This is a genomic window from Kitasatospora sp. NPDC001225 (assembly GCF_053597855.1).
The window spans coordinates 1-22,009 of sequence record NZ_JBSFJC010000131.1 but is presented as its reverse complement, the minus strand read 5'-3'; the positions used below and the strand labels follow the sequence as shown (position 1 = coordinate 22,009).

At 74.9% G+C, this 22,009-nt stretch carries 17 protein-coding genes; 10 read left to right on the top strand and 7 right to left on the bottom strand.

The annotated features are described in order from the left end of the window. Positions 1–96: 96 nt before the first annotated feature. The 3 genes from ACWDCZ_RS31895 to ACWDCZ_RS31885 all read right to left on the bottom strand — a co-directional run bounded on the left by ACWDCZ_RS31895 (position 97) and on the right by ACWDCZ_RS31885 (position 2,864). Positions 97–963, bottom strand: a complete 867-nt coding sequence (locus tag ACWDCZ_RS31895) for a DUF3592 domain-containing protein (RefSeq protein WP_074004127.1) — start codon at positions 961–963, stop codon at positions 97–99. A 24-nt stretch (positions 964–987) separates the two neighbouring features. Further along, positions 988–2,079 (bottom strand): hypothetical protein, encoded by a 1,092-nt coding sequence (locus tag ACWDCZ_RS31890; RefSeq protein ID WP_449817651.1) that lies wholly within the window; start codon positions 2,077–2,079, stop codon positions 988–990. Positions 2,080–2,186: 107 nt separating this feature from the next. Then, positions 2,187–2,864: a CPCC family cysteine-rich protein gene (locus ACWDCZ_RS31885; RefSeq protein WP_449817650.1), complete on the bottom strand. Its 678-nt coding sequence runs from the start codon at positions 2,862–2,864 to the stop codon at positions 2,187–2,189. Between the two features lie 212 nt (positions 2,865–3,076). Here ACWDCZ_RS31885 and ACWDCZ_RS31880 point away from each other — a divergent pair, with 212 nt between their 5' ends. Both ACWDCZ_RS31880 and ACWDCZ_RS31875 read left to right on the top strand, forming a co-directional pair. Then, the gene (locus tag ACWDCZ_RS31880) at positions 3,077–3,916 is read left to right on the top strand and encodes a helix-turn-helix domain-containing protein (protein ID WP_449817649.1); all 840 of its coding nucleotides are present in this window, start codon (positions 3,077–3,079) and stop codon (positions 3,914–3,916) included. Between the two features lie 146 nt (positions 3,917–4,062). Continuing rightward, on the top strand, positions 4,063–5,865 hold the full coding sequence (locus ACWDCZ_RS31875) for a CocE/NonD family hydrolase C-terminal non-catalytic domain-containing protein (protein ID WP_449817648.1): 1,803 nt from the start codon (positions 4,063–4,065) through the stop codon (positions 5,863–5,865). Between the two features lie 87 nt (positions 5,866–5,952). Here the strand turns inward: ACWDCZ_RS31875 and ACWDCZ_RS31870 are convergent, their stop codons facing one another. Next, positions 5,953–7,521, bottom strand: coding sequence for an MFS transporter (locus ACWDCZ_RS31870; RefSeq protein WP_449817652.1), 1,569 nt, complete (start codon positions 7,519–7,521; stop codon positions 5,953–5,955). Positions 7,522–7,681: 160 nt separating this feature from the next. On the opposite strand from ACWDCZ_RS31870, the gene ACWDCZ_RS31865 reads away from it, so the two are divergent. After that, a complete protein-coding gene (locus tag ACWDCZ_RS31865) occupies positions 7,682–7,993 on the top strand; it encodes an ArsR/SmtB family transcription factor (RefSeq protein WP_049650999.1) in 312 nt (103 codons plus the stop codon). Between the two features lie 110 nt (positions 7,994–8,103). Further along, the gene (locus tag ACWDCZ_RS31860; protein ID WP_074004134.1) at positions 8,104–8,337 is read left to right on the top strand and encodes a helix-turn-helix domain-containing protein; all 234 of its coding nucleotides are present in this window, start codon (positions 8,104–8,106) and stop codon (positions 8,335–8,337) included. Positions 8,338–8,349: 12 nt separating this feature from the next. Here the strand turns inward: ACWDCZ_RS31860 and ACWDCZ_RS31855 are convergent, their stop codons facing one another. After that, complete coding sequence (locus ACWDCZ_RS31855; protein ID WP_449817647.1) at positions 8,350–11,523, bottom strand: putative bifunctional diguanylate cyclase/phosphodiesterase; 3,174 nt, start codon at positions 11,521–11,523, stop codon at positions 8,350–8,352. A gap of 231 nt (positions 11,524–11,754) precedes the next feature. Between ACWDCZ_RS31855 and ACWDCZ_RS31850 the strand changes: the two genes are divergently transcribed. From ACWDCZ_RS31850 to ACWDCZ_RS31830, 5 genes are all read left to right on the top strand, one after another. Continuing rightward, complete coding sequence (locus ACWDCZ_RS31850; RefSeq protein ID WP_449817646.1) at positions 11,755–15,234, top strand: amino acid adenylation domain-containing protein; 3,480 nt, start codon at positions 11,755–11,757, stop codon at positions 15,232–15,234. Then, complete coding sequence (locus tag ACWDCZ_RS31845; RefSeq protein WP_449817645.1) at positions 15,231–16,046, top strand: leucyl/phenylalanyl-tRNA--protein transferase; 816 nt, start codon at positions 15,231–15,233, stop codon at positions 16,044–16,046. Before ACWDCZ_RS31850 ends, ACWDCZ_RS31845 begins: the two co-directional genes overlap by 4 nt. A 79-nt stretch (positions 16,047–16,125) precedes the next feature. Further along, positions 16,126–17,679, top strand: coding sequence for a hypothetical protein (locus ACWDCZ_RS31840; RefSeq protein ID WP_449817644.1), 1,554 nt, complete (start codon positions 16,126–16,128; stop codon positions 17,677–17,679). A 136-nt stretch (positions 17,680–17,815) separates the two neighbouring features. Further along, complete coding sequence (locus ACWDCZ_RS31835; RefSeq protein WP_449817643.1) at positions 17,816–18,364, top strand: hypothetical protein; 549 nt, start codon at positions 17,816–17,818, stop codon at positions 18,362–18,364. Beyond that, a complete protein-coding gene (locus ACWDCZ_RS31830; RefSeq protein WP_449817642.1) occupies positions 18,361–18,849 on the top strand; it encodes a hypothetical protein in 489 nt (162 codons plus the stop codon). The genes ACWDCZ_RS31835 and ACWDCZ_RS31830 overlap by 4 nt, the downstream gene beginning before the upstream one ends. Positions 18,850–19,054: 205 nt before the next feature. On the opposite strand, the gene ACWDCZ_RS31825 is transcribed toward ACWDCZ_RS31830, so the two are convergent. After that, positions 19,055–20,020, bottom strand: a complete 966-nt coding sequence (locus ACWDCZ_RS31825) for a DUF2510 domain-containing protein (protein ID WP_449817641.1) — start codon at positions 20,018–20,020, stop codon at positions 19,055–19,057. 9 nt (positions 20,021–20,029) lie between these two features. Continuing rightward, a complete protein-coding gene (locus ACWDCZ_RS31820) occupies positions 20,030–21,271 on the bottom strand; it encodes an MFS transporter (protein ID WP_449817640.1) in 1,242 nt (413 codons plus the stop codon). Positions 21,272–21,423: 152 nt separating this feature from the next. Here ACWDCZ_RS31820 and ACWDCZ_RS31815 point away from each other — a divergent pair, with 152 nt between their 5' ends. Further along, positions 21,424–21,963: a CGNR zinc finger domain-containing protein gene (locus ACWDCZ_RS31815; RefSeq protein ID WP_449817639.1), complete on the top strand. Its 540-nt coding sequence runs from the start codon at positions 21,424–21,426 to the stop codon at positions 21,961–21,963. The last annotated feature ends 46 nt before the right edge of the window (positions 21,964–22,009 follow it).

Sequence of the window (22,009 nt, the reverse complement as noted above, 5' to 3'; positions counted from 1 at the left end):
GGGGGCCGGGGCGCCCCCGCCCCCGGGGGGGGGGTGGGGGAAGTCGGCCGGGCCGACTTCCCACTCCGGGGGCGACGGGTGCCGGGGTGCCGGGGGCTACCGGGAGAGCAGGACCGCTCCCGCGGCCGCCGCCGCGGCCAGGATGACGAGGGCCAGGACCGCGCAGCCGAGGTTCGCCTCCACGGACCCGCGGGTGGCGGCGAGGGCCGGTGTGAAGTCGGCCGGGTTGTCGGGCGCGTAGTGGATCACGACCTCCTGGCCGTACACGGCGGTGGTGTCGGACAGGTACGAGGGCTGGTAGCCGGTGACGGCCGTCCCCTCGGGGGTGGTGAAGGAGTAGACGGGCGTCCGGCTGGTGCGGAGGTCGCCGTCCGCGTCGGTCTCGACGGTCCTGAGGACGGCGATGACGCGGCCCGTCGCGGACGCCATGGCGTCCAGCTCGGCGAGACGCTTCCTCATGCGCCGCCGCTCCCCGGGCAGATGGAAGGCGGTGAGGACGGTGAGCGGCCCGCAGACCGCGACCAGGGCCCACGGCCAGCCCCAGTCGATCGAGGCGACGACCACCAGCCCGACGTAGATCAGGAGGACCGCGGAGTTCGGCAGGCCGAGCCCGCGCCCGCCGTCCTGGGGGCTGTTGGTGAACCGGAAGGCGTGCGGTCTCCCCGGCCGGTAGCGGATTCCGACCTCCCGGCCCACCCAGGCCGTGGTGATCAGGTCGCCGGTCCCGGTGTCGTTCGTGACGACGAACTCCTCGCCGGTGGAAGGGTCCCGGAAGCGGACGACCACCGCGATCCCGTCCTCCTGGGAGCTCCCGTGCCGCGGCTCCCGCACCCGTTCGATCCGCCCCGTCACCCGTACCGTCCGCTGCGCCCGGGTCAGGCCGGCCAGCGACCGCCCGTACCCGACCAGCGCGACGAGGCCGAACGCCCCGCACCACAGCGCCAGAACTCCGTGCCAGTTCATCTGCGTCCCGTTCCTGTCCGTGGTTCAGTGCGCCGAGGTGCGCCGCAGCACCCGGCCCTGCCCGTCCGCCTCCAGCACGGCGGCGCCCCCGGGCCCGGTCACGCTGACCGTGATGGTGACGGGGCCGTCGGTGCGGAGGACGGTGATGCTCCAGGCCTGCGGGGCGTGGACGCCGAGGGTGGTCCTGGCCTCCTCGACCAGGGCGGGGAACCGCTCGTAGGGCAGCGACTTCGGGTCGAACTCGCGGGCCTTCGTGGCGGCCGAGGAGAACGTCACCGCCAGCAGGTTGTCCGTCACCTGGAGGGTGGTCACCGGGCCGTACTCGCCGTTCCGGGTCACGGAGTCGATCGACCGGCCCAACGCGCCGTCGTCGAGGAAGGACTGGCCGGCGCCGAGCACGACGGTGCCGGACCCGCCCGTCACCACCTCGGCCGACCATGAGGAGGAGACCGAGGGGTCCGCCGAGGAGGACGGCGGTTCGGCGGGCCGCTGCTCGAACAGGTCCGCGCGGAACAGGAAGACGACGGCCGTGGCGGCGAGCAGCAGGCCGAGGAGCCCGACGAAGCCGACGGCACGGCTCTCGGGAGGCTCGCTCAGCCTGGTCGCCTCGGGTGCGGAGTCGAGTCGGGCTCCGGCCGCCCGCTCCTCCCACTCCGGGGTCGGCCGCTTCACGATCCGCATGTCCGTCGGCCGGTCCGGCGGGTAGCGGACCACCAGGACGGTGCGCGGCACGTAGTCGGGGAGGTCGGCGACGTTGATGTCCTGGGTGAGCTCCACCCGGAACGCGGGCCCGTCGTCCGGTACGACGGTGAGGTCGAACCGCACCGCCCGGTCGGTCACCTGGCCCTCGGGGACGGTCCGGCCCTCGACCACCGCCAGCGCCGTACGCGGGACGACGGCCGCCTCCCGCGCCCGCCGCGGCCAGCCGGCGAGGAGGTACAGCAGGCCGTAGCCGATCGGCACGCCCAGGCCGCCGACGAGCAGCGGCACATTCTCCAGGACGACGCCGACGACCAGCCCGGCGAGTGAGCCTCCGATGACGCCACCCGTCAGGAAACTGCGGGCGAGGGCGATCGGCAGGTTGCGCCTGGGCGGCACGCCGGGGGTGATCGTCATACCGGTGATTGTGCCGGGCTGAGGGGCCGGCCGATAGGCCTTTGTGCCGTCGCCGGTGGGGAGTTGCTCGCGACCGGCCCTGCCGGACGGGCTTCGGCCTCGGTCGACTACTCGTCGTAGACGACCGTGAAGTCCCTTTCAGCCGTGGCGAATTCGGCCAGTCGGCTGCGGAGCAGCGCGGCCGACGACGGGACCTCGCGCTCCAGCTCGGCCCAGCCGGTGAAGCGCAGCTCGCGGGGCATCGCGACCAGGCCGGTGATCGCGTCCCAGAAGGCGTTCCAGTTCCTGCCGTAGAACGCCGGGAAGCCGAGTTCGCGCTTCAGGACGGCGTGGAGACCGCTGTCGTCGCGGACGGATCCGACGTCGATGGTGACGAGGCGGGGCACGCTCGGTGTCGGGTCCTCGGTGGCGCCCGGGAAGGACGGCAGCCACCAGCACCAGACCGACCGGTCCTCGGGCCAGGGGCGGCCTTCCTCGTCCGCCCGGTCCTCGAAGACGTCCCTGGCCAGGTCGATGGGCCGCCAGGCGGCGTCGAGCGGTTCGTCGGGCGTCGGCGGCCGGACGAAGCGGCGGCCGCGCTGGTCGCAGGCGCCGTACTCCTGGACGTTCCGCTGGGCCCGCAGCAGCGAGACGCTGTTGGCGCCGCGCGACAGGAGCGGCCGGCGGAGCTGGGTCGGATCGTCCTCCCAGGAGCAGACCGGGCAGACGACGGAAGAACCGGGCCACCCCTCCCGGACGTCGAAGACGAGATGGCCGCAGCAGGGGCAAGGCCGACGAGTGTCCACCCCGGCAGTCTGGCCCGCCGTCCCGGCCGGTGGCGACCCGGTTTCGCGCGGCCGTTCGTCAGCCTTCCGTTCTGCTCCCCAACTCCGCTGCAACTGTGTGCAATCGGCTCGGGCGCGGCGGCGGTGCGCGGCTACGCTTCTCGGTAGGAGCCGCACGGGGAGTGCGCCGTCCACCCCGACAATTCCCAGGCAGGTGAACCATGCCCTCAGTCATGCCGTCCAGCAGCGCGGTGGCGGTCCGCAAGGAGGTCGCCGACCGGTTGCGCGAGCTGTGCCGCGACGCCGGGTTCAACGGGCGCGAGCTGGCGCTCCGGGCCGGCTGGCACCCCTCCAAGTCCTCCCGGATCATCAACGCGCTGACCTCGCCGTCCGACGAGGACATCCGCACCTGGTGCCGGCTCTGCGGGGCAGAGGAGGAGTCGGCCGACCTCATCGCCGCGACGCGCTCCGCCGAGTCGATGTACGTGGAGTGGCGACGGCTCCAGCGCACCGGGCTCACCCGGCTGCAGAACTCCTACGTACCGCTGTTCGAGCGCACCAGGGTGTTCCGGGTGTACAGCTCCTCCCTCGTGCCCGGGTTCCTGCAAAGCCGGGGCTACGCAACGGCGTTGCTCTCCGCCATCACCCGTTTCCACGGCACCCCCGACGACGTCGCCGACGCGGTCGACGCCCGGCTCGCGCGCTCGCGGATCGTCCGGGAGGGCGGGCGGCGGTTCGCCCTGCTGATGGAGGAGTCGGTCCTGCGCCACCGGATCGGGGACGCCGGGGTGATGCGCGGGCAGCTGGACGACCTGCTGGCCGCGACCGCGCTGCCCGCCGTCTCGTTGGGGATCGTCCCGGCGGGCGCGGAGCGGGAGGTCTGGCCGCTGGAGACCTTCAGCGTCTACGACGGCGAGCAGGTGGAGGTGGAGACCCTCACGGCGAGCCTGACCGTCACCCGGTCCCGCGAGGTCGCCCACTACCTGGACGCCTTCGAGAAGTTGTCCGGCACGGCGGTGTACGGCGACCGGGCCCGGGAGCTGATCGCCTCGGCGGTGGACTCGATCGGGTGACATCGCCCTACCACGGTTTGGGATTTGCCGGGGGAAGTCACCCAAGAATCACCGGTCCGAGCGAATCCGACGGTTCGTCAGTTTCGCCGACCCCTCTTCTGATCAGGAAGCCGTTCGATAATCCGTTCAGGAAAGGGTGATTCCGCATGACCGAGCCGAACTCCTCCCCGTCGATCACCGAGGCGACGCTGGCCTCCGTCGCCGACAACGGCCTGTGGGGCCCGGGTGCCGCCACCGTCAACCCGGCCGTCATCGACCTCGGCAACGGCCTGCTGGCGGCCCTCCAGGGCGACGAGACGGTCCAGCTCCCGCCGGAGCTCGCGGAGTTGGTGGCCGCGGTGCGGCGGATCGCCACGATCGGCGTGCCCAGGATCACCTCGGGGGACGGCGTCCGTCTGTCGGCGTTCTCCATCAAGCTGAACGGCGACCAGCCGCGCCCCGTGGTGATCGTGCCCGCGGGCTGGAGCCCGGTCGGCTGGCTGCCCTTCGTGTACGCGTACCTCAAGCTGGCGCAGCGCGGCTACCACGTCCTCGCCTACACCCCTCGCGGTCTCGGCTTCCCGGGGTGGATCTCCACCTCCGAGGGGCACGTCGACGTCGCCGGGCCCTACGACTGGGCCGACGGGTCGACGGTGATCGACTACGCCATGGAGCACTTCGAGCCGAGCCGGGTGGGCTTCCTCGGCGAGTCCTACGGCTCCGGGATCAGCCAGCTGGTCGCCGCGCACGACCCGGCGAACCGGGTGGCCGCCGTGGTCGCGCTCAGCACCTGGGGCAACCTGGCCACCAGCCTCTACGCCAACGGCACCCGGCACGTGAAGGCCGTCGAGCTGCTGATCGGCTTCACCGGCGGCGAGAAGGAGGACAAGTTCGACGCGGTCACCCAGGAGATCCTCGACAGCTTCGCGACCGGCCGGAACCTCGACGAGGTGGTCGCCTGGGGCACCGAGCGCTCGCCGGAGGCCTACGCCGACATCACCAACGCGCGCGGCATCCCGACCTTCGTCTCCAACACCTGGCACGAGACCCTCTTCCCGGCCTCCTCGGTGATCGAGACGTTCAACCGGCTGAACGTGCCGAAGCAGCTGAACCTGTGGATCGGAGACCACGGCGCGCCCGAGGGCGCCGGCCTGTCCGGCCTGCTGACCCACCTGCCCTTCCCCGGTCTGGCGGAGCCCCTCCGGGAGGCCTACGAGTTCCTGGACCACCACCTGCTGGGCGCCGACAACGAGGCGCCGAACCGCAAGCAGGTGACCAGCCAGGTGATGTTCAGCTACAAGACCAAGCCGGTGCTGGGCGGCGGGCAGCGGATCACCGAGGCCGCCCGCAGGGAGGGCCACGACTCGTGGGCGGACGTCACCACCGGTACGGAGGCCTGGTACCTCACCGGTGTCAACGGCGACGGTGACGGCGCGCTGGCCGACAAGCAGAACGCCGGCTGGTCGCGGAGCTTCACCGCCGGCCTGGAGACCAAGGCCACCGCGGTGGACGAGGTCCTGAAGACCGGTCAGAAGGAGTGGACGGGCAACCCCCGGAAGTACGTCCTGGCCGAGTTCGAGCGGGAGAACCTGCTGGTCTGGTCGACCGATCCGCTGACCGGCAGCGGCGAGACGGCCCGCCGCATCCGGGGCGCCGCGTCGGTCCGGCTGACCGTGAACAGCACCGAGGAGGCCGCCACGCTGGTGGCGTACCTGTTCGACGTGGCCCCGGACGGCTCCGCGCGGATCATCACCCACGAGCCGTACACCGTGCTCGATCTGACCCCTGGCCAGGACACCACCGTCGACTGGCAGCTCCAGCCGGCCGCGTACGACGTGCCGGTCGGCCACCGGGTGGCGCTGGTCGTCAACAGCCGCGACCAGCTGTACTCCTTCGCCGCGGAGCAGGGCACCGTCACCATCGGCTCGCCGCGCGGGAACGAGTCCCGGCTGGAGCTGCCGCTGGGCTGATCCGCCCGCCGCTTCTGCCCGGCCCGTAGGCCCCGGCCCGTCGTTCCCGGCCCGTCGCCCTCGTGGCGGCGGGCCGGTCGGCGTCCGTCAGGCCGTGGTCCTGGCGGAGGTGCCGCGCAGCAGGAGCGCGATGAGGACGGCGAGCAGCGCGCCGACGGCCGCCAGGCCCCACAGCACGGAGTGGAAGGCGGAGTCGTAGGCGTGCGCCAGGAAGCCCGTGAAGGCGCGATGGTCGGTGGCGCCGGAGAGGTCGGCGGCGCCCGCGAGGTCCCCGCCGGCCGCCCGGTCGGCGACCTCGCCGGCCCGGGAGGCGCCCGGGTGCGCGTCGATGCCGTCGGAGACCCGGGTGCCGAGCACGGTGGCCAGCGCGGAGCCGTACACCGCGACGGCGACGGCCTCGCTGCCCAGGCGCAGGGTGTTGAGGAAGCCCGCCGCCATGCCCGCCTTGGCCGGGTCGACCAATTCCAGCGCCTGGCCGTCGACCAGGCCGGCCGACAGCCCCATCCCGGCGCCGGTGATGAGCATCGGGGCGGCGAGCAGCAGCACGGTGGCGGAGGGGGAGAGCAGGGTGAGGGCGAGGTCGCCCGCCACCAGGCAGGCCAGGCTGAGGAGGACCAGGGTGAGCGGGCGCACGCCGCGGGCGACCAGCCTGGCGGCGAGCATCGGCAGGACCAGCACCGGTGCGGTGAGCAGCAGCATCAGCAGCCCGGCGGCGCCGGTACCGCGGCCGGTGACGGCGGTCAGGTAGCTCGGCAGGTAGGTGAGCACGGTGACGAAGCCGAAGGAGGCGGCCACCGGCACCAGGCAGAGGCCGAGGAAGCGGCGGTCGCGCAGCAGGCCGAGGTCCAGCATCGGGTGGGCGCTGCGGTGCTCGACGGCCGCGAAGACGCCGAGTACGGCGACCGCGCCGGCGAACAGGCCGAGCACGCCCGCGCTGCCCCAACCCCACTGGGAGCCCTGGACGATGGCGGTGGTGAGCAGCACCATGGCGAGCACGAACAGCGCGCTGCCGGGGACGTCGATCCGCCCGCCGCCGGTGCCGGCGCTGCCGGCGGATGTGGCGGCCACGGCGCGGGCGATCACGGGCAGCGCGAGCAGGACGAACGCCAGGGCGACGGCGTGCACCGCGAACACCCAGCGCCAGCCGAGGCCCTGCACCAGCACGCCGGCCAGCGACGGGCCGAGGGCGACGCCGGCCCCGGCGACGGTGCCGAACAGCGCGAAGGCCCGGGCGCGGGCCGGGCCGTCGAAGACGGTGGAGAGGATCGCCGCGCCGCAGGAGAAGATCGCGGCGCCGCCGATGCCGGTGAGGGCGCGGGCGGCGTCCAGCCAGAGCACGTCGGCGGCGACGGCGCTGGCGAGCGAGCCGAGGGCGTAGAGGGCGACACCGGCGGCGAAGGCCCTGGCCCGGCCGATGACGTCGGCGACCGAGCCCCAGACCAGGGTGAAGCAGGCGAAGGCCACGTTGAAGGCGTTGACCACCCACTGGAGCGGGGCGAGGTCGGCGTGGGTGCCGGCGCCGATCCGGGGGAGGGCGACCGCGGTGCCGGAGATGGACATCGGGACGACGAAGACCGCGAGGAGGACGGCGGCGAGGACGGGCGTGCGGGCGGGGCGTCGCCGCTGGTCGGGGGCGTCTGACGGCGCGGCCGGCATGGCCTGCGTCGGCTGTGCGGCCTGTGTGGGCTGCGTGCTCAAGGGGGCGTGACTCCAGGCTTGAACCGGCCACGGGGTGGCCAGGTACGGATTTGATCGAACCTAAAGCTGCCACGGCGCCGAGGTACGATGCAACCCATACCTTGCGGAGGAGGAACCGATGCCCGACGCCGAAGGCCACCCCTCGACCGGGGAGATGGACCTGCGCACCGTCCTGGGCGCGCTCGCCGACCCGCTGCGCTACGGCGTGGTCGCGGCCCTGCTGCGGGAGGGCGAGGGGGCGGCGCGCACCTGCGCCTCGTTCAACCTCCCGGTCTCCAAGTCCACCCTCACCCACCACTTCCGGGTGCTGCGCGAGTCCGGCCTGATCCGCCAGGTCGACCGCGGCAACAGCCGGGCCGCCACGCTGCGCCGCGAGGACCTCGACCAGCGCTTCCCGGGGCTGCTCGACCTGGTCCGCGGAGACTCCTGACGGCGGGGGAGGCCCAAGCGGAGGTCAAGGAACCTTGACCTCCGCTTGGGGCCGCCGCGGGCTGGCGGCATGTCAAACTGTGCGCCCCGCAGGCCGATGAGGAGAGTTCGGTGGACCTGGCGCGCCCCCTGATCGAGGACTTCCCCGCCCACCCGGACGGCGACCCCGCCGACGCCCTGGCCCGCGCCGTCCGGGCCCGCCGCACCGCCCTCGGTCTCACCCTCCCCGACCTCGCCGTCCGCACGGGCCTCCCCGAGGCCGACGTCCGGGCCGTCGAGGCGGGGCACGCGAGGCCGACGCTGGCGCTGCTCACGGTGCTGTCGCGCGCCCTGCGGAAGGTGTAGCCGGGGAGGTCCTCAGACCGGCTCGTAGGAGGTCCGGCGGACCAGGGCGCGGGCGTGGGGGGAGTCCATGGGGTGGGCGAAGAGGTACCCCTGGCCGAGCGGGCAGCCCATGGCGGCGAGCAGGTCGCGCTGGTCGGGGTGTTCGATGCCCTCGGCGATGACCTGGACCCCGAGGGTGTCGGCGATCCGGGTGATGCCCTCGACCAGGGCGTACTGCTGGGGCGAGTGGCCGAGGCCGTCGATGAAGGACTTGTCGATCTTGAGCAGGGAGATCGGGAACTCGCGCAGGTAGGACAGCGAGGAGTAGCCGGTCCCGAAGTCGTCGATGGCGATGCCGACACCGAGTCCGGACAGCGTGGCCATGTCGGCGTGGATGCGGTCGTCGCGGCGCATCAGCACCGACTCGGTGAGCTCCAGGACGAGGGTGTGGGGGTCGATGCCGGTGGCGGCCAGCGCCCGGCGGACCACGTCCACGAAGCCGGCGTCGCGGAACTGGCGGGCCGAGACGTTGACGTTGACCCGCAGCGGCGGCCGCCCGGCGGCCGTCCGCGCCGCCGAGCTCGCGGCGTGCCAGGCGGCGACCTCCTGGGCGGCGCGTTCCAGCACCCAGGCGCCGAGCGGGACGATCTGGCCGCTCTCCTCGGCGAGGGCGATGAACTCGTCGGGCAGCACCATGCCGCGCCGGTCGTGCGGCCAGCGGACCAGCGCCTCGAAGGCGACCAGATCGCCCGTGCGCAGGTCGACGATCGGCTGGTAGTACAGCTGGAAGGCCGATTCGGCGATCGCCGAGTCGAGGTGCTCGTTCAGCTCGTGCCGCTCCACCATGCCGGTCTGGAGGGCCGGCCGGTAGTGGCGCCACTGGCGGCGGCCGGCCGCCTTGGCGGAGTAGAGCGCGAGGTCGGCGTGGGTGAGCAGCTCGGTCGCGTCCACGCTGTCCTCGGTGGTCGCCACACCGATGCTGGCCGTCACCCGCACCGTGCCCGACGTGAGCTTGAACGGTTCGGCGAACACCGCCAGCACCCCGGAGGCGATGGTGTCCACGTCGGCGGGCCGTCTCGCGTCCTCCACCAGGACGGCGAACTCGTCGCCGCCGAGCCGGGCGGCGGTGTCCGAGGCGCGCAGCGCGGTGGAGATCCGCAGCGAGACGGCGACCAGCAGCTCGTCGCCGACAGCGTGGCCCTGGGTGTCGTTGACCACCTTGAAGTCGTCCAGGTCGATGAAGAGCACCCCGGTGACGGCCCCGCTGCGCTCGCCCCGGGAGAGCGCGTGCCCGACCCGGTCCTGGAACAGCACCCGGTTGGCCAGGCCGGTCAGCGAGTCGTGGAAGGCCCGGTGGGTCAGCTCGCGCTCCATCTGCCGCTGCTCGGTCACGTCGCGCAGGGTGAGCACCAGGGCGCCGACGGTCGGGTCCGCACGCAGGTCGTCGGAGCGGACCTCGGCCTCGATCGGGGTGCGGTCCTGGCGCAGCAGCCGCCAGTGCTCGCGCGGCTGCTCGCCCCGGGGCGGCTCGGCGGTCCCGCGCATCCGGGCCAGCGCCTTGCCGACCTCCCGGCTGTCCTCGGGCGGGACCAGGTCGGTCAGCGGGGTGCCGGCCAGGTCGGGGCGGCCGAGCACCGTCGCGGCGGACGGGGAGGCGTAGCGCACGCCGTCGTCGGCGTCGAGGATCAGGATGACGTCGCTGGCGTTCTGCACCAGGGTGCGGAAGTACAGCTCGCTGTTGCGCTGGGTGACCTCGCGGCTCAGCACCACCCGCTCGACCGCGAGGGCCGCCTGCGCGGCGAGGATCTCCAGCGAGCTCCAGAGGCCGGCCAGCTCCTGCTCGGTCCCGGTGACGACGAGCGCGCCGATCAGCGGGTCGCCGGAGGGGCGCTCGGCGAGGGTGAGCGGGCAGACCAGGGCGTACGGCATGCCGCCGAGGCGGGCGAGGAGGCCGCCGTCGGCCGGGGTGGCGGTCGGGTCCAGGCCGAGGGAGCCGACGGGCAGCAGCACGGTCTCCCGGGCGGTGGCGAGCTCCAGCACCCGGTCGGACTGCGCGGTGTCCCCGGGCGTGGGCCGGGGGGTGTCGCTCCCGGCGTGCCGGACGTGCAGCACCCCGGCCTCGGCGACGGAGAGCAGGGCGACGTGCCCGGCCTCGGCCGGCATCAGGGTGGAGGCGGCGGACTGGACGGCGTCCGCGACCTCCCCCACCGTGACGGCCGCGGTCAGCCGGGCGCCCGCCTCGCGCAGCGCCCGCTCGCGGGCCACGGCCTGCCTGCGGGCGGAGACGACCACCGCCAGCCGGGCCAGCACCAGCAGGTAGAGCACCGCCGAGAAGGCGCCGATCACGCCCGCGTTGCTGGTGTTGCCGGCCAGCGCCTCGATGATCAGGATCGCCGGGGCGATCAGCGAGGCCAGGGTGAGCAGCACCAGCCGGGCGGTGCTCAGGTCCGGCTGCTGGGTGGGCACCGGACGGGTCAGCTCGACCATCGACGGGTGCAGCGCCGCCGCGCCCCAGGCGGTGTAGAAGGCCGCCCAGCCGAGTTCGACGGGCGTGCCGATGTGCCAGGTGCCGTGCAGCTGGATCAGCCCGTACAGCACGTCGGAGACCATGATGCCGAGCGAGCCGACGGCGAGCAGCTGCAGGGAGCGGGAGTTGCCGCCGCGCGGGGTCAGCAGCCGCAGCAGCAGGGCGAGCACGACCACGTCGCCGAGCGGGTAGGCGATCGAGACGGCCTTCTGGAACCAGTCCAGGTCCGGGTTCCGGGCGTACGGGAGGATCAGGTAGATCCAGGCGAGCAGGGCCAGCCCCATGGTGGGGACGAGGGCGTCGAGCAGCCCGGCGCGGTCCTGACGGGCCGTGCGCCAGCGGATGAAGCCCAGCACGCCGACCGCGTACAGCACGTACTCGGCGAGGTAGAAGCCGTCCGCGACGGACGGGAACGGGTTGGGCACGTGCAGGATGTCCAGCTGGACGGCCTGCACCACCTCGCCCACCGTGAAGCTGAGGTTGGCGAGCGCCAGCACGTACCAGTAGCGCGCGTGCGCGGGACGGTTGAGGCGGACGCCGACCACGATGGCGGCGACGCCGCCGAGGCCGATGCCGGTCCACCAGATGATCCGCTGGCCGGGATTCGCGTAGTAGATGCCGGTGAACAGCACCATCCAGAGCAGGTAACAGACCATCAGGTGTTGTCGCCGGCGAGTCAACGAGGCTACCTCCTCCACGACATCACCCCGCCGGTCGGGCGGGGGAGTTCGGGTGAGGACGGGACGGGCCGGGCGTAGGAGCCGGTCCGGGTGGGGCGGATGAGCGCTTTCGCGCAGCAGCGAGGCGTCCGGTGGGGGGTGCGACCGGACGTCCTCGACGGGGCAGGAGTGCGTATAGTCGGAAATGTCGCACTCCCCAGCATTCTGCCGCCACAGCACGAGGTCAAGCCGGTGGACGACGCAGTAGACAGCGCACAGGGCGTACGAACGGATGCGAGCTCCGGCCGTCACGCCGTGGTCCGCAACGGCAACGGGCAGTATGCGATCTGGCCGGGCGACTTGACCGTCCCGGCCGGCTGGCAGCAGGTCCACGGGCCGGCCGGACGGGCCGACTGCCGGGACTGGGTGGAGCGCGAGTGGCGCCCGGCCGGGCTGGGCTTCCCCGACGGCGCCCCGGTACGGCGGGCGACGGGCGGATCCGCGGACCCGACGGCCGGATCGGCGGACCCGTCGGCCGGATTCCCGCACACCGTCGCCGGATTCGCGGACACGGTGCACGGGCTGTTCCGCGCGCGGGCGGCGCACGACCCGGACGCGGTCGCCGTCATCGCCGCGGACGCCACGCTGAGCTACCGCGAACTCGACCTGCGCAGCGACCGGTTGGCCGCCGCGCTGCGGGCGCGCGGGACCGGCCCGGAGCAGGTGGTGCCGGTCTGCCTGGACCGCGGGGCGGGCCTGGTCACCGCCTGGCTGGCCGTGCTCAAGGCCGGCGGGGCCTTCCTGCCGCTGGACCCGGCCCACCCGCCGCGGCGGCTGGCCCGGCTGGTCGAGGACTGCGGGGCGCGGGTGGTGGTCGCGGACGGTGACGGGTTCCCGGAGGCGCCCGGGGTGTCCGTCCCCGGGGTGTCCGTGCCCGGGGTGTCCGTGCTCGGGGTGTCCGCCCCCGGGGTGTCCGCGCCCGGGCCGGAGGACGGCGGGGAGCCCCTGAACCCCGGGGCGTTCTTCGTCGGGGACGACGGCGCCGTCCCCGACGACCTCGCCTACCTGATCTACACCTCCGGCACCACCGGCCGCCCCAAGGGCGTCCCCGTCACCCACCGCGCACTGCTGTTCACCCTCGACCGGATCGTCCACGCCTACCGGCTGCGCCCCGGCGAACGCGTCCTGCACCTGGCCGCGCTGGGCTCCGACACCGCGCTGGAGCAGGTGTTCGGCGCGCTGCTCGCGGGCGCGACGGTGGTGCTCGGCGGGGGCGGCGGCGCGGGCGGCACCTGGGCGCCCACCGAGCTGGCCGGCCGGCTGCCCGGGCTGGGCCTGGCCGTCGCCGACCTCACCCCCGCCTACTGGCACCACCTGCTCGACCTGCTCCCGCCCGGCGGGCCCGGCCCCCAGGGGCTGCGCCTGGTGGTGGTCGGCGGGGACGCCGTGCACGCCGCCGACAGCCGGCACTGCCTGGAGCGGCTGCCGGGCGCCCGGCTGCTCAACGCGTACGGGGTCACCGAGGCGGCCGTCACCTCGACGCTCTGCGAGGTCACGGCGGAGCTGCTCGACGGGGGCGGCGGAAGCTCCGCGGGGGCGGGCGGCACCCCGGCCGCGCCCGTGCCGATCGGACGGCCGCTGCCCGGGGTGCGGGTGCACGTGCTGGACGCCCGGCTGCGCCCCGTCCGGCCCGGGGAGAAGGGGCAGATCCACCTCGGCGGGCCCGGCCTGGCCCGGGGCTACTGGCGGCAGGCCGGGCTCACCGCCGAGTCCTTCCTGCCCGACCCGTACGCGCCGCTGCCCGGCGAGCGGATGTACCGCACCGGCGACGCCGGGCGCTGGCGGGCGGACGGGCAGCTGGAGATCCTCGGCCGCTTCGACGAGCAGGTGAAGGTGCGCGGGCACCGGGTGGACCCGGCCGAGGTCGAGGCCGTCCTGGCCGCGCACCCGGGCGTCCGGCAGGCCCGGGTCGCGGCCGACGGCGAGGCGGCCGACGGCAGCCGCACGCTCACCGCGTACTACACGCCCGCCTCCGGGACGGCCGTCGGGGCGCCGGGGCTCCGGGCGTTCCTGGCCGACCGGCTGCCGGAGTACCTGGTGCCGGCCGAGTTCGTGCCGCTGGAGGCGATGCCCCTCACGGCGGCGGGGAAGATCGACCGGCGGCGGCTGCCGCACGCGCCGGTGCGCTCCCCGGCGTCGGCTCCCGTTCCCCCGGCGGCCCCTTCGCCGGCTCCCGCACCCGGCCCCGCCGGAGCCGGGGCGCTGGAGGCGGCCGTCGGGCAGCTGTGGGCGGAGCTGCTCGGCGTCGAACACATCGGCCCGGACGGCGACTTCTTCGCGCTCGGCGGCACCTCGCTGCTCGCGATGGAGATGCTGGCGCGGGCCCGGATCCTGCTCGGCATCGACGTCGGGCAGGTGCGCACGCTCACCCGGGCACTGCTGCGCGAGCCCGTCCTGCGCGCCTTCGCGGCGGCGCTGTCGGCGGCGCGCGCGGACACCCCCGCCGGGGCCGTACGGGACGACGCGGTCGACTGGTTCGCGGAGGCCCGGCTCACCGAGGACCTCCGGCAGTCCTGGAGCCCGGCGCCCTCCCGCGCCGAACCCGCCGAGATCCTGCTCACCGGCGCCACCGGCTTCTGCGGCGCCCACCTGCTGCACGCGCTGCTCGCCACCACCCGGGCGCGCATCCACTGCCTGGTCCGCGCGCCCGACGAGGAACACGCGCTGGAACGGCTGCGGGCGGCGCGGCAGCGCTTCCTGCGGCAGGACCTCGCCGACCGGCGGGTGGTGCCGCTGGTCGGGGACCTCACCCGACCGAAGCTCGGCCTGACGGACCGTCGGTTCGACTGGCTGGCCGGGAACCTGGACGCGATCCACCACCTCGGCGGACAGGTCAACTTCCTCTACCCGTACCACCAGTTGCGTGGCGCCAACGTCGGCGGCACCCGGGAGGTCGTCCGGCTCGCCGGGCACAGCCGGGGCATCCCCGTGCACTACCTCTCCACCCTCGCCGTGCTGGCCGGCTTCGGCGCGGCCGGCGTCCCGAAGGTCACCGAGCGCACCCCGCTCGCCCACCCCGAACGGCTCGGCGTCGGCTATGTCGAGAGCAAGTGGGTCGCTGAACAGCTGCTGCACAACGCGGCCGCCGCCGGGCTGCCCGTCACCGTGCTGCGCACCAACGACGTCACCGGGGACCTCGCGTCCGGGGCGATGAACACCGGCACCGAACTGTGCGCGCTGATCGCCTACTTGGCCGACAGCGGGACCTATCCGGACGTGCGGCTGCTGCTCGACTTCGTCCCCGCCGACCGCTTCGCCCGGGCCATCGCGCACATCGCCGCCCACGCACCCGCCGCCGGCGAGGTCTACCACCTCACCTCCCCGCGCCCGGGCACCCTCGCCGACCTCGCCGAGCGGCTGCGGGTGCGCGGCCACCGGATCGCCCCGCTGCCGTACGGGGACTGGGTGCGGCGGCTGGTCCGGTTCGCCGCCGGGAACCCGACGCACCCGATCGCGCCGTTCGTCCCGCTGTTCGTGGACCGCGCGCCGGGGTCGGAGCTGTCGGTCAGCGAGATGTACTTCCGGCCGACGTTCCCGCTGTTCGAGCGGGCGAACGCGGACGCGGCGCTGGCCGGGAGCGGGATCGAACTGCCGCCGGTGGAGGCGGGGTTGATCGACCACTACCTGGCGGGGCTGGAGCGGGAGGGCTTCCTGCGGGCGGCGTCGCCGTGAGCCGCTCCGAGGCGCTCGAAGCACTGGATGTACTCGGCGCGCTGGACGTGCGGCACGGGCCCGGCGACGGCCCGGTGGCCTTCGGCGGGTCGCTCGGCGCGCTCGGCCCCGGCGGGCTGCTGGCGGCGTACCGGCGCGGGCTGTTCCCGCTGCCGGCGGCGGACGTCTACGCGAGCGCGTACAACGAGGCGGTGTACGGGGACGCCGTCGAGGCGGGCGAGGTGGCGCTGCTGCCCGGCGGGGCGGACCCGTACGCGCTGGCCTGGTGGTCGCCCGACCCCCGGCCGGTGATCGCGCCCGACGGCGTCCGGCTCGGGAGCCGGCTGGCGCGGCGGCTGCGCAACCGGTCCACGTGGTGGACGAGCGCGGACCGGGCCTTCGGGCGGGTGCTGGCGGCGTGCGCCGAGGGCCGTCAGCCGGCCTGGCTCACCGAGGAGTTGGCGGCGGTGCTGGTGCGGCTGCACGAGCTGGGGGCGGCGCACAGCGGGGAGGTGTGGGAGGGGGAGGAGCTGATCGGCGGGGTGTTCGGGATCGTGGTCGGGCCGGTGCTGAGCCTGGACTCGATGTTCCACCGCCGCCCGGACGCCGCCCGGGTCGCCGTCGCCGACCTCGGGGCGCGGTTCGGCGCGGCGGGCGGGCGGCTGCTCGACGCCCAGTGGGACGGGCCGCACGTGCGGAGCCTCGGGGCCGAGCCGATGGCGCGCTCGCGGTACCTCGCGGAGCTGTCGGGCGGGAGTGGGGATTCCGCTGTGGTCCCGGACGGGGCGCCGCTGCCGGCGGCGCGGCTGGGAGAATCGGCACGCCTCCTCTGACCTGCGGTTAAACCTGATCGGGCTGGCTTTTTTGGCCTGTCTTCGACAAACTTATTCCTCGTCAGTAACATGACGCCGCGTGTTCAAAAGTTCCATAGGCAGGGCCTCCGGCCCCGCCGTCCTCACCCTCACCCTCATCCTCGCCGGGGCCACCGCGTGCGGGCCGACCGACCCCGGCACCACCCAGGCCGGTGCCGAACCGGCCGCCGCCACCGTCGCCGACCCGGCCGCGACCGCCGCCGGGGGTCGACCGGCCGCCGCCGCCCGGCCCGCCGGTGCCACCCCGCACGCCAGAGCGGCCAGTCCCGCCACCGGCCGTCCGACCCCGGGCAAGGCGCCCGTCACCGCCGCGCCCGCCGGCGACCAGCAGGCCGCGATCGGCAGCCCCGGCAAGGACGGTGGCGCCGTCACGGCGGCGATGAAGAACCTCCAGCTGACGGCGTACGACCCGGCGGGCGGGACGGCGGTGCTGTCGGCGACGGGGCCGGGCGCCACGGCCCCGACCCCGCCAAGTGCCGTCCCCGGCACCGCTCCTGGCGCTTCTTCCAGCGCCGTGCCGAGCGCCGCCCCCAGCGCGGCCACCACCGCCGTCCAGCCCGGGCAGCTGATCGCCAGCCCGCCCACCGCCGCCGCACCGCAGGGCGCACTGGTCGCCGTCACCGGCGTCCGCCCCGGCGCGGGCAACACACTCGCCCTGACCACCCGCCCGGCCACCCTGGCCGAACTCCTCGGCGGCACCGAGGCCGACGGCAACGTCCCCGTCGACCCGCACGGCATCACGGTGACCCCGCTGGTCAAGGACCTCAAGGCCACCGCCGGCCTGACCGGCAACGGCGTCCAGGCCGACGCCTCCGGCACCCTGGAGGTGAACCTCAAGGCCCCCGTCCCGCTGCCCGACGGTGCCAGCCTCGACGCCTCCGGCTCGCTCCAGCTCCACCCGGCCGTCCACTTCGCCTACCACGGCGCCGCGGCCGGCAGTCCGCGCACCGCCTCGATCGGCTTCGACCTCGGCGCCCACGCGCAGTGGAAGGTCACCGGCGACGCCGCCCGCAGCACCGGCGCGGCGCCCATCCGGGTGCCCTTCGCCAAGCTGCAGGCTAGCCCGGTGCTGACGGTCGCCGGCCTGCCGGTGGTCGTCAACCTCGGCCTCACCTGCTACCTGGAGGTCAGCGCCGACGGCCAGGTCCACCTGGAGGCGGAGCAGGACGCCACCGGCACCTGGGCGGTCCGCGCCGACTACACCGGCGGCAAGGGCTGGACCCCGGTCACCAACGCCGAGACCAAGGTCACCCCGGTACACGTGCGGCTCAACGGCAAGGCGGGCGTGCGGGCCGCGCTCGGCGCCGAGATCAGCCTCGGCCTGTACGACACCGTCGGCGTGGAGGCCACCGTCGCCCCCTACCTGCGCGCCCAGGCCGAGGGCTCGCTGGTCGCCGACTCCTCCGGCAACCCGCCTCAGGTGCAGGGCAGTTGGTCGCTGGTCGGCGGCGTCGACCTGAACGGCTCGCTGCTCGCCCACCTGAAGGTCTTCGGCACCCCGATCATCGAGGGCAAGCTGCCGCTGCCGCCCTTCCACCGGGAGTGGCCGCTGCTCGGGGGATCGGCGACGCTGCCCGCGCCGCAGCACAGCTGATCTGACGTCACTTCGTGGGCCCCTCCGCCGGGTTGTCCGGTCGAGGGGCCCTCGTCGTGGGTAGGCTCGGGTCGAAGCTCGGGCCTGAGTTCGAACCGGTCGGAGGGGGTGCGGGGGCGGGATGCGGAACAGACAGGTGGCCTACGGCGTTTCGGTCGCCCTGGTGTGGGCGGTGTCGCTGACGCTGTACGCCGCCACCGGGATCGGCTGGTGGGCGGCCGTGCCGGCGGGGCCGGCCGTGCTGGTGCTGCTGGCGGTCCTGTGGCCGCGGCGGCGGCGGGGGGGCGGGGCCGGGCGGGGAGGGGATGTCGCCTCGTGGGGCGCGCCCCGCTCCGCGGCCGGGTCGGCGCCCGGCCGGGCGGCCCCGCTGCCGGAGAGTTCGGTGGTCTGGGAGATGGGGGACCCGGCTGGCCCGCCGGTCGTCAAGGGCCCCGTCGCCGGAAGCGCCGTCCTCCCGGAGCGGATCGACTCCACCGAGCGGGACGACGACCTGGTGATCGTCGGGAGCGGTGCCGCCTCCCGGTACCGCCCCCTGCACGAGTACGCCCAGGATCCGCTGACCCCGGCCGCCGCCGAGACCGTCGCCACGGGCCTGGAGCGGCTGTTCCTCCGCCTCGGCCCGCCGCCGGGCTCCGCCCACTGCCCCGACCAGTCCGCCCCCGCACCCCGAGGTGACGACCGGTGACCACCCCCGAGGAAGGCCGCGTCCGCCGCCCGACGGCCCTGGAGATCGCCACCCAGTGGGCCCAACTCCCGCCCGAGCACCTGCGGGTGGCCCTGGAGCACCTCGAACTGGAACTCCAGCGGGAGCACACCCGGGAGACGGCCAGGGAGCGCCACCGGGCGTCCCTCGAAACGGTCCGCCTCAGGGAGGGGCACGCGACCGAGCGCGCCCGGATCGCGGCCCGGGAGCGCCGCGACCAGCGCGCCCACCAGCTCTACGTCGGCGGCCTGGTGGCCGGCTTCGTGCTCGCCGCCGGGATGCTCGTCGGCTCGGTGCTCGTCGGCCTCGACGGCCGCCAGTGGCTGGCCGGCCTGCTCGCCGGGCCCAGCCTGATCGCCCTGCCGGTGGTCTTCGTCCTGCGCCGCAGCGACCGCCCCACCGCCCGCCCGCGCCCCCTCCCGCCGCCCTCGCTGCCGGACCAACTCCCGGGCGACCAACCGGCGTAGCCGGGGGCGGGTGCCCGCGTCGGGTTGGTCCTGCGGCGTCCGCCGTGGTGGAGGCGTGTCGTGGATTCCGGAGCGCCGGTACCCGAGCGGGCCCACCGGCCGGATGCCCTGGACGAGGACGGCTGTCAGCCCTGCGGCGAATGCTTCGGCGGCCTGGCCCCACGGGGGTGGAACCGGGCGGCCGGCGGCGCCCCGGAGCGGTGTGTCAGGTGCCGCTGGTCGGGGTGTCGTCCTTCTTGACGCCCAGGAGGATCTGGTCGAGCACCGAGACGTCCGGGGCGGCCGGGTCCTCGTCCACGCCGCCGTCGAAGACCACGTAGCCGCCGCCCTTGGCGGGGAGGGCGGCCAGCAGGACGAAGCCCTGGGTGCCGTCGGTGTTGGTGATGTGCCAGCGGGTCGCGTACCCGGCCACGCCGGCCACGGTGATGGTGCCCGAGCCGTAGTCGGTCTGCGAGGCCATGCCGCTGAAGATCTGCTTGGCGACCGTCGGCATGGCGGCGTCGGCGGCGGCCTTGGGGGTGTCGCCCTGGACGGTGTTCTTCTCCACCGAGAACCGGCCGCGGATGCAGGCCTTGCCGTTCGCGCAGGTGTAGCGGCCGCTGCCGAGGTAGACCGACCACTGCGGGGTGTCGGTCGCGGAGACCTCCCAGCCCTCGAACAGCGGCAGGGTGATCGAGTGCTGCTTGTCCGCGACGGTGCTCCGGAGGACCGGGGCGGGCTTGGGCGTGGACGGCTTCGGGGCGGGGGTGGGGCTGGTCGTCGGGCCGGTGCTGCTGGTGACGGGGACGGTGGGGTCGGTGGTCGGGTCCGCCGCCGGGTCGCCGCCGTTGCTGAGCGCGATCCCGGCGACGCTGCCGCCGATCGCCAGGACGCCGACCGCGATGCTGATGAGCACGCCGGGCTTGACCCGCTTGGGAGCTGGGGTCGGGGGCGGGTAGCCGGGGCCGGGCTGTCCGTAGCCCGCGCCGGGGTAGGCCTGCTGGGACGGGTGAGCCGGGTAGGCCGGGTACGCCTGCTGCGCCGGGTACGCCTCCTGGCCCGGGTAGCCGTAGGCGCCCTGGGCCGGCCGGACGTCGCCGGTCCAGGCGTTGCCGTCCCACCAGCGCTCGTGGCCCGGGGCGCCGTCCGGGCCGGGGACCGGGTACCACCCGGGAGGCGTCTCGTTGCTCACGGCCGTACGCTACCCGGCGGTGTGCCGCCCGGGCCGGGGAGGGGTGCCGCGCCCGCCGGCACCCCGGCGGGCGGTGGCCGCGAGGGTCACGGCCGTGGTCGCGGCGAGGGCCGCCCAGGCGGCGGTGAAGCCGTGGGTGGTGTCGCGGAGCAGCCCGAGGGCGGGCGGGACCACGACGACGGCCACCTGGTTGACCGCCATGACCAGGCCGAGGGCGAAACCGGTCCGGCCGGGCGGCGCCGACTCCGCCAGGTGGGCCACCCAGGGGCCGTACCAGCCGATCCCGAAGAAGCCGAGCCAGGTGAACAGGACGGCGGCCGCGGCGGGGGACCGGCCCGCCGGCGTCGTCAGGACCACCAGCCCGGCCACCACCGCGGCCAGGCAGACCAGGACGGGCCGGTACCGCCCGGCGCGGCTCCGGTCGCTCCAGGCCGCCAGTGCGATCCGGCCGACCGCCCCCGCGACCTGGACCGCCACCAGGACGGCGGCGCCGGCGCCGGGGCCGAGGGCCGTCACGTCGTGGAGGTACAGGGCGCCGAGCACGCCGATGCCGCTGTGCACCGAGACCAGGGCCAGGCCGGAGAGCAGGATCCTGGACATGGCCGGTTCGCGGAGGATCCGCAGCCGGGCGCGGACGGAGGCCGTCGATGCCACGGGGCCCGGGGTATTGCCGCGAGCCGGGGCGGGAGCGGGGCGTACCGGCGGGGCGCTCGGCGGGCGCCGGTAGAGGGCCGTGAAGAGCCCGGCGCCCAGGAGCGCGACCAGCCCGCCGACCACCAGTGCCGCCCGCCACCCGTACGCCACGGCCACCAGCGGCAGGACGGCGGCGGCGAGCGCCCCGCCCAGCGGCAGTCCGGCCTGGCGGACGCCCATGGCCAGCCCCCGCTGGGCCGGGTCGAACCAGGAGGCCACCGACTTGCTGCCGCCCGGCTGCACGGTGCTGTACCCGGCGCCGACGGCCAGCAGGACGGCCAGCAGGGAGGCGTACCCCTGCGCCAGGCTGCCGAGGAGCAGGGCTGCGGCGACCACGGCGGCGCCGAGGCCGACGACCCAGCGCTCGTTGTACCGGTCCAGCAGCTCGCCGGCCACCAACAGGCCGACCAGCGGCACCAGTTGGGAGGCCGACAGGAGCAGGCCGAGTTGGCTGGTGCTGAGGTCCAGCGCGTGCTGCAGGGGGACGGCCATCGCCCCGATGCCCTGGACGAAGAAGCCGGAGGCGGCCTGGGTGACGGTGGCGACGGCCAGGACCACCCAGCGGTACCGGAGCGGGCGGGCGGTGTCCCCGGGAGCCGCCGGTGCGGAAGTCGTCGGATCGGAAGTCGGTGAGGTGGAAGTCGTCGGAGCGGAAGGCTTTCCGGTGTCGGTGTGCTGACGCATGCCCAGCAGCCTGCTGTCATGGTCTTATGCACCTCAACCCTTACGGCGAGAGCGCCGTGCACCTGGCCGCGGCCCTGGCCAACCGGCGCCCCGGGACCGCCGAGGAACTGGCGGACCGCTGCCGCGCGGCCGGGCTGGTGGTCGACGGACCGGTCCGGCCGGCGGACCTGGCGCGCATCCTGGCCCTGCTGGACACCTGGGAGTCGGTGGTCGACGCGACTGACGACCGCGAACGGGCCGAGCGGCTCAACCGGATGCTCGCCGCCGACGCCGCCCACCCCCGGCTGACCGACCACACGGGCGGCTGGCACCTCCACTACCGCGACGACCACCAGTCGTTCGGCGCCGTGCTGTCCACCCTGATCGCCGTCGGCACCGCCTTCCATCTGGTGGGCCGCGGCATGCACCGGCTCGGCCGGTGCGCCGTCGCCGAGTGCGCCACCGTCTTCGCTGACACCACCCGGACCGGCCGCAAGCGCTACTGCACCCAGCGCTGCGCCAACCGCGACGCCGTCCGCCGGCACCGCCGCGCGGCGCGGCCGGCGAACGGGCCGGCCCGCGCGTGACCGTCCCGGCCTCGGGAGCAGGAAGTCGGCCGGGCCGACTTCCTGC

What these genes read in the sequence shown, in the direction of transcription:
- ACWDCZ_RS31870 (WP_449817652.1), bottom strand. Translation starts at nt 7,521, where the DNA reads ATGCCGGCCGCGCCGTCAGACGCCCCCGACCAGCGGCGACGCCCCGCC.
- ACWDCZ_RS31865 (WP_049650999.1), top strand. Translation starts at nt 7,682, where the DNA reads ATGCCCGACGCCGAAGGCCACCCCTCGACCGGGGAGATGGACCTGCGC.
- ACWDCZ_RS31890 (WP_449817651.1), bottom strand. Translation starts at nt 2,079, where the DNA reads ATGACGATCACCCCCGGCGTGCCGCCCAGGCGCAACCTGCCGATCGCC.
- ACWDCZ_RS31875 (WP_449817648.1), top strand. Translation starts at nt 4,063, where the DNA reads ATGACCGAGCCGAACTCCTCCCCGTCGATCACCGAGGCGACGCTGGCC.
- ACWDCZ_RS31895 (WP_074004127.1), bottom strand. Translation starts at nt 963, where the DNA reads ATGAACTGGCACGGAGTTCTGGCGCTGTGGTGCGGGGCGTTCGGCCTC.
- ACWDCZ_RS31880 (WP_449817649.1), top strand. Translation starts at nt 3,077, where the DNA reads ATGCCGTCCAGCAGCGCGGTGGCGGTCCGCAAGGAGGTCGCCGACCGG.
- ACWDCZ_RS31815 (WP_449817639.1), top strand. Translation starts at nt 21,424, where the DNA reads ATGCACCTCAACCCTTACGGCGAGAGCGCCGTGCACCTGGCCGCGGCC.